We start from the raw sequence: 7,305 nt of genomic DNA on the forward strand, positions 1-7,305 counted from the left end.
CCCTCTCCGTAGGAGAGGGAGCTAAGTTAGTTTTGCAACTGATTAATAGACAAAAGTATCCAATTAATAGACAAGAGTATCTGTACCCCCTCTCCCCCGGAGAGGGTTGGGGAGAGGCTTCATTATTTTACGGCATCGGTTTCAGTCCCTCCCAGCGTACATTCCAAGTTCCGTCTTTCGGGAAGCCGGGGTTCTCAACCTGGCAACCGTCCCATCCGGCACACATCATGGCGATGGCAGTCAACAAGCCACCGTTACCGGGCAGGTATACGCGCAGACGGCCATCCTGGTAATTGTGTCCGTTCACCAGATAAGTATTGGTGCGTTTGTCCATCAGCAGGGCACCGACAGCCTTTTCCGGTTCACCCAAACGGGCGGCATTCATAGCTGTCATCGGATAATCCCATCCCCAGGTTTTGCCCCAGTTCCAGTTGTCCCAAATCCAATGCAGGGTATTTTTCATATAATCATCGCGAATCAGCTTATTCATCGAAAGGATACCGACTGAACCCAACACGGCCATATGATCGGAGGTGAAACGAATGTCCTTATAAGTATCCGTAGCTGTTTCGGCAGCCAGATACAGTTTATCTTCATTATAGGCCAACGGAGAGAGTTTATCAATCATCTCATCCCATTCCAAATTCCGCTTTTCACCGGCACGCTCGCGCCATTTCTGTGCTGTCTCCATAGCGAAATGCCAGTACGAGAGCTCGAAAGGAGGGTTTACTGTTTCAGAAGCACGAAGCGTTTCTTGCGCGGGAATAGCACCTTTCAACACAAAACGCCCTTCCAATTCATCATAAGTAGCAAAGGAATACATAAAGTCGGCGGTTTCCTGTACCAGCCGGTTGTATTTCCTGATTATTTCATCCGAAGGATTGTTGCGATACACCAGTTCTGCCAGATAGATGAAATGCGGCTGTTGCCAGATCAGGAAACTGCCTACTTTAGAAGGCGCCTCCGTGCCGCTCGGATCGGTCATCTTCATCCATCGTATTCCATCAAAACCTTGTCTGCCGGCTATTTCACGGGCAACGGGCTCTACAGTTTCGTACCATCCTAAAGTGCGGTCAAGCAGATCGGCACGATTCCACAAAGCAAATTGCGCCTGATGCCACCAGATCATTTCCAAATGGAATTTACCGAACCAGGAATTATAAGTCAGTCCGGTTTCTTGTGGCGGAGTAGTTCCGGCACATTGGATGGCGAGCAGATATTGGCTCAATACGACACGACGTTCCAATTCTCCGGCACGTTCATCCGTACAGGCAGAAAAGTCAACAGCAGCGCCATTTTTCCAGAAAGCGGTCCAATATTGGGCGGCAGCCTGCCGGGTCTGTTCGGAAGTAGACATTTCCGGAGAAGAATTTTCCGGAGTAAAGGCACAAGTAAATGCCAGGGTATCCTCTTCGGGGGTAAGCACAAAATAGTTTTTCTCTTTTTCTCCGAACGTTGCTTTGCCCTCCCAACGAATCGTTACATAATAGGTAGTGGCATCCAAGGTACGTTTCAATACAACCTGTTGTTCATCCTGACTGACAATGGCCGTAGAGTGCTTATCATTCGAAGTCCAGTTGCAAGCATCATCACAATGGCCACCTGTAGGATACGGGAAACGGAAATTGACGCCGGCATGCGCTTCCGATCGAATGGTGGCAGCCACCATATCGGCTTTCGGATGACAGGCGGTCTGTACCTCAAACGGTTTGCCATCCAATTTAAAGCTACTATTGATGACACCTTCCCAAAGGTTCAGTTTTTGTTTTATATCCGTCACCTGCGCCACGGCAAGAGGATCACGTCCAAATTCAAAGCCCACCATACCGAGGTGCAGGCGGTGGGGATTGACACGGAACCAGTTGGCAGCCTCTTTCTGCCGGCCGTCTTCATTGAACTGCACCGAATAAGGTTCCATACGTCCGCGACCAAAATCATAATCTTTCAGTGTTTCCTCGTGCCTGTACCCTTTGGGGTTTGTAAATTCATGCCAGCCCCATTGGCTTTGCGTTCCCAACGGAACCCCCTTCGTATACATTTCGGGGAATGTCTGCAAACCGGTAGCATCTACCGTAAAGGCAAACTCGCCATTGCCTACAGAAAGGGAAGCTAAAGAATCAAAAGCAGTTACTTGAGGAGAATTACGATCGACAAGTGCTTCGCGATCGATGGGCGCTTGTTGTTTTTCGCCACAAGCCATCAACGCCAGAACCACAAACGGGTAAAGTAGTTTTTTCATGGTATTGTTCTGTAATTATATAAATGAATAGATGCTACAAAGATAGGCGATTGCCGGCAAAGGGTATCTATACATAGTGACTGAAATGCTGTGTAATTTGTCAGTAGCGAAAACCTTTCCACATTTGCCGAAAATCAATTGCAAAACGTTGTTTTTGTGAGAGATATGTTGGATTTAAAAAAATATTATTTATTTTTGTAGCTATGAATATTATGGAGGACACGTATGAACAGCTATAATGACTTAGGAGTAGAATTCAAGTATTTGATTGTAAACGACATGGACCGCAAATTCGGACTTTGGATAAACACCGTAGGCTTTCAATCCATCCAACCTAATTCACCCTACCCTTTGAAAGACCATCCATCCGGCTATTTCTTTAACGCACAAAAAGGACGTACCCTCCGCGAATATCAAATTCTGTATATCACCAAAGGAAGGGGACTTTTTACTTCGGATTCAACAGACGAAAGACAAGTGTGCAAAGGGCGCGTCATTATTCTGTTTCCCGGACAATGGCATACCTATCAACCGATGCAACAGACAGGGTGGAATGAATATTACATCGGTTTTGAAGGACCGATTATCGATGACATAATCAAAAGCTCTTTCTTGTCCAAAGACAACCAAATACTGGAAGTCGGTCTGAATGAAGAGCTGGTCGCACTATTCTCCCGTGCACTGGAAGTGGCAGAAGCCGATAAAATATCGGCACAGCAATACCTGTCGGGAATAGTACTGCACATTATCGGAATGATCCTGTCCATATCGAAAAACAAAATATTCGAAATAGGAGACGTAGACCAAAAGATCGAACAGGCAAAGATCATCATGAATGAAAATGTCTTCAAAAACATAGACCCGGAAGAATTAGCATTAAAACTCAACATCAGCTATTCCTGGTTCCGCAAGGTATTCAAAGACTATACCGGATATGCCCCGGCCAAATATTTCCAGGAACTCAAACTCCGCAAAGCGAAACAACTACTGATAGGCACCTCTCAGTCCGTCAAGGAGATCTCTTTCATGCTCGACTATAAATCGACCGAACACTTCTTCTCACTTTTCAAGAAACGCACGGGATTCACCCCACTGGAATACCGGAGCTTCGGCCGTGAGACGAGTGATGAACTGGAAGAAGATTAAACAAATACATATGCTAAACGGGGATAAATTCTTCACAGATTTTATCCCCGTTATCCATAGAATAAACACAAAGCAACTTATTAAACTAATAAATAAACAGTTGCACGAGAAACTTAACAGTGCAGAATTGCATTTTACTTCACTAACTTAAAAACCCTTTAAACTAACACTCAACCGTAATAAAGCTTCTCCTTTTGTTATGTCTTAATCGATAAGACAAAGATACTCCATGACCTGCACGAATAGAATGCACTATTTGATGCTTGCAATGATCATTATGATAATATTAACGAAAATCGAATAACAAACGGATACGCAGCCCTTCATCTCCTTTCTTTATACGCACAATCCCGGGTTGGCTATGAGGACCATGCTGCGATATAGGCTTGAAACAACGGATAGCCGGAATATCCAATAGAAACGAGATATCCCCGGACGGGAAATCAGGCATCGTATTCACCCCATTCTGCCGGCCGGCCGGTTCTTCCGGAGTAAACAGACGGAAGAAAAGCCCGTCGGTGGCTGTGTATACCGTAAAAGGAGCCATCCGGTGCTGCACCGTAGCCCAATAAAGATTCGCATGATAACCTTTGAACTCCGGATAAACAAGATTCCCGAAACTTTCTCCGGTGACCGTGTTATTGTAATCTTTCTGCCAAACGGCATAATTCGTTCCCTTCACCCGGTTCTTCCATACACGATAAGGGCCCCGTCCCAACCAGCGCATGCCGGTACACTCCTGCTCGGGATAAGAAAAAGTAAGCCCCAAGTTAAGTACCGCCTCATCCATGAACGCATCATCAAACCCACCTCCACCGGACGCACGGTTAAGCAAAACAGCATCCATAGACAACAGGCCNNNNTTCAGCAAAACAGCATCCATCGACAACAGGCCGGAAGGGGACATACACCATTGGATAGAATCGACCCCACCCCGGTAATGGGCACAGAAAACAGCATCTTCCCCATCCATCCGGACCGTATAGCGAGTAAACTCCATTTTCATACCCACCGGCAGAGGGCCATCTGTCAGAGGGACTTCCACTCCTTCTTTTCCCTTTTGGACACGGGCAATCGTTGCATCCGCCTTACGAAAAGCGACAGTAATATCATTGGCCGAAAGCGTCACCAACGAATCGTGATCCTGAAGCACGGACGCCCTCTCCTGTTTCGGAACGGAACGGGGTATTTCGCGCTTTAGGTAATCACCGGCATAGCGTACGGGCCACGTCCAGTTACAAATACTTTTTCCATCCGGCCCGAAAGCTTCAAGTTCCAAAACATCGGCTTCCCAAAAACAGGAAGGCATCTGCATACGTGCATATCCCGTTTCACCGGGACACAAAGACGGCAGACGAACTTCGCCGGAATCGATACAGCAAGATAACGCTTCTTCCCGTAGAGGTGAAGGATACCGGTAGAGACGGTAGTTCATCCGGCAATCCCGCAAATTGGTATACAAATACGTATTGGTCAGAGCAAACTCTCCCCGAAAAGAAGGGGTAATATAAAGTTGACGGAACTGTATGGGCGCCCATACCTCACGCACCGTATAAACACTTCCTTCGCGCTCACGATAAGGGCCTACAATACCATCGGGGGCATTGAACTTATCGGAGTCCAACTGCCCGTTACGGTCGGAACGGCGTACTGCCTCATCAGAGAAAGCCCACATAAAACCACCGGCAAAGAGAGGATGCGAGGTATAGTTCGCCCAGAAATCTTCCAGTCCGGCACCATGTCCCTGATCATATTGCCCATGCATGAACTCGGTGGGCATAAACACATTATAGCCGTTTGTAAAACGCCCCACACCGGTGAGATAGGCCGGATAATGATGCGTATCCAGTCCGTTAAAGTCTGCCCACGGATGAATCACGTGACGTTGCTGGGGATCATAGCAGGAAAAATACTTGTCGAGTGCCGTATTCCACCCTCCTTCATTGCCATTGCTCCAAAGCACAATAGAAGGATGATTGACGTCCCGGACTACCATCTCTTCCAAAAGCCGCCTTCCCACTGTGGCGTCATAAGCATTTTGCCAACCGGCCAACTCGTCGATCACAAAAAGTCCCAACGAATCGCAAGCTTCCAGAAAATGAGTATCCGGCGGATAATGGGAACGGACTGCGTTCATGTTCATTTCTTTGATCAGCAGTACATCTTGAATGCTGATTTCTTTGTTTGTGGTACGCCCGCCGTCAGGATGAAATGAATGACGGTTGATGCCTTTCATCACAATCTTCACTCCATTGACATAAAGCCCGTCTTTAGGACGGAATTCTACCGTACGGAATCCGATACGCTCTTGATGCTGATGAAGGGTACGGCCTTCTGCATCGAGCAGTTTCAAGGTAAGGAGGTAGAGATTCGGAGTCTCCGGTGTCCAGGTACGGACCTCTTTCCACCGGGTATTTATCCGATACATGGAAGCGGTATCTGCAAGTGTGAAGAACCGTTCTTCGGTCTTATTGCTACCATCCGGAAAAGCGATTGCAGCAGACAACCGGTAACCCGGACGGGCACCGGTCAAATAAACATCCGCTTGCAGTTCTCCATCGGCAGAAGCGTTGACCGCAATCCTTCCGATATGTTCTTTGGGCTTTATCTCGAGCCACACCGGACGATAAATCCCCCCAAACAGCCACCAGTCGGCCTTGCGCTCGGCGGCATTGACGGATTTATTTGCCGAATGTTTATTGACGCGTACTTCCAGCTTGTTCTTTCCACCCACATTCAGCAGGTCGGTGATATCATACGAGAAACGATAAAATCCGCCTTGATGAACCGGGCCGGCCGGAAAACCGTTGACAAATACTTCCGTATCCGTCATCACCCCGTCAAAGACAATCCGTACCGTATGATCCTTATACGTTTTCGGCACCTTGAACGAATGCCGGTAAATTCCGGTTTCCATACTGGGATTCTTCACTCCTTTCTCCTTATACCAACGCCCGTAAGTATACGTTCCGAAGCCCTGCAACTCCCATTGTGAAGGCACTTCGATTTTGCTCCACCGCTGACTGTTATTCCCATCGGAACAATAAAAGTCCCATGTCACCGTGTGATTCAACCCCTCACCGGAAAGGTATTGCCGATGGGTGGACTGGGCAGATGCAGTCAGAAAAAGAAAAGCGAACAGGAAAGACAAGATAAGTTTCATGATGAATAATGAGTTATATTTGATGCATGTTTTATTATCGCTTCACATCCATGAGACGAACGTCTCTCAATTATGAAACGCACATCTCTCAGTTGTGAGACACGCGTCTCACAACTGAGAGACGATTTAAACGATTACTTGTTTCAACTCCGATTACCGGTTATCCACACGTTAATCCGGCTGTTTCCGGTAACGGATTGATTCTGTTATTTCAATAGTTTCTTCACAAACTTCGTTGTTCCTACTTCTACTACAACCATATAGGCACCCTTCGGTAAGCCTTCCAGCCCACTGATGTACAGCGTTGCTCCTCCGTCCACCATATAGGCAGTCTGATGCACAAGCGTACCCGCAGCAGAATACATCGAAACCATAGCACGTCCTGACACCTCCACCGGGAACTCGATTGTGATTTCATCCGTAAAGTAAAGCGGATAAACATTCACATCGGGACGGAGAGTTCTTTCCGTCGAAATACCCGTCGGCTTATTGGCTTCATAACGTTCCTTCGCTTTAGCAGCACTCATCGCTCCTTCATAAATCTGAAGTTCATCGATTGCACCGGTAAACGGGGTATTGAAGTTTACATTGCAGTTACCGATCACAAACATCTCCGATTCCGAAATGTCACCGGTCTTATCGGTCACTTCGCCTTGGAACACTCCGTTGATATACATCTTCAATGTCTTGGATTCGCCATCACGAACACAAACCACATGATTCCATTCGCCATTGAAATACTGGGTAGCAGGAATGT

Annotated in this window: 4 protein-coding genes; 1 reads left to right on the forward strand and 3 read right to left on the reverse strand. The window is 47.1% G+C overall.

The annotated features are described in order from the left end of the window. Nucleotides 1-127: 127 nt before the first annotated feature. Complete coding sequence (locus tag QVP90_RS04320; protein WP_021935744.1) at nt 128-2,239, reverse strand: hypothetical protein; 2,112 nt, start codon at nt 2,237-2,239, stop codon at nt 128-130. Nucleotides 2,240-2,464: 225 nt separating this feature from the next. Between QVP90_RS04320 and QVP90_RS04325 the strand changes: the two genes are divergently transcribed. Continuing rightward, a complete protein-coding gene (locus QVP90_RS04325; protein WP_005926570.1) occupies nt 2,465-3,385 on the forward strand; it encodes an AraC family transcriptional regulator in 921 nt (306 codons plus the stop codon). A 286-nt stretch (nt 3,386-3,671) separates the two neighbouring features. Here the strand turns inward: QVP90_RS04325 and QVP90_RS04330 are convergent, their stop codons facing one another. Both QVP90_RS04330 and QVP90_RS04335 read right to left on the reverse strand, forming a co-directional pair. Beyond that, nucleotides 3,672-6,548, reverse strand: a complete 2,877-nt coding sequence (locus QVP90_RS04330; RefSeq protein WP_021935745.1) for a glycoside hydrolase family 2 protein — start codon at nt 6,546-6,548, stop codon at nt 3,672-3,674. A 206-nt stretch (nt 6,549-6,754) separates the two neighbouring features. Further along, the coding region (locus QVP90_RS04335) for a LamG-like jellyroll fold domain-containing protein (protein WP_288203951.1) at nt 6,755-7,305 on the reverse strand (551 nt) is incomplete at its 5' end.

This window comes from Bacteroides sp. CAG:189 (assembly GCF_000432295.1).
Taxonomy (GTDB): Bacteria; Bacteroidota; Bacteroidia; order Bacteroidales; family Bacteroidaceae; genus Bacteroides; species Bacteroides salyersiae.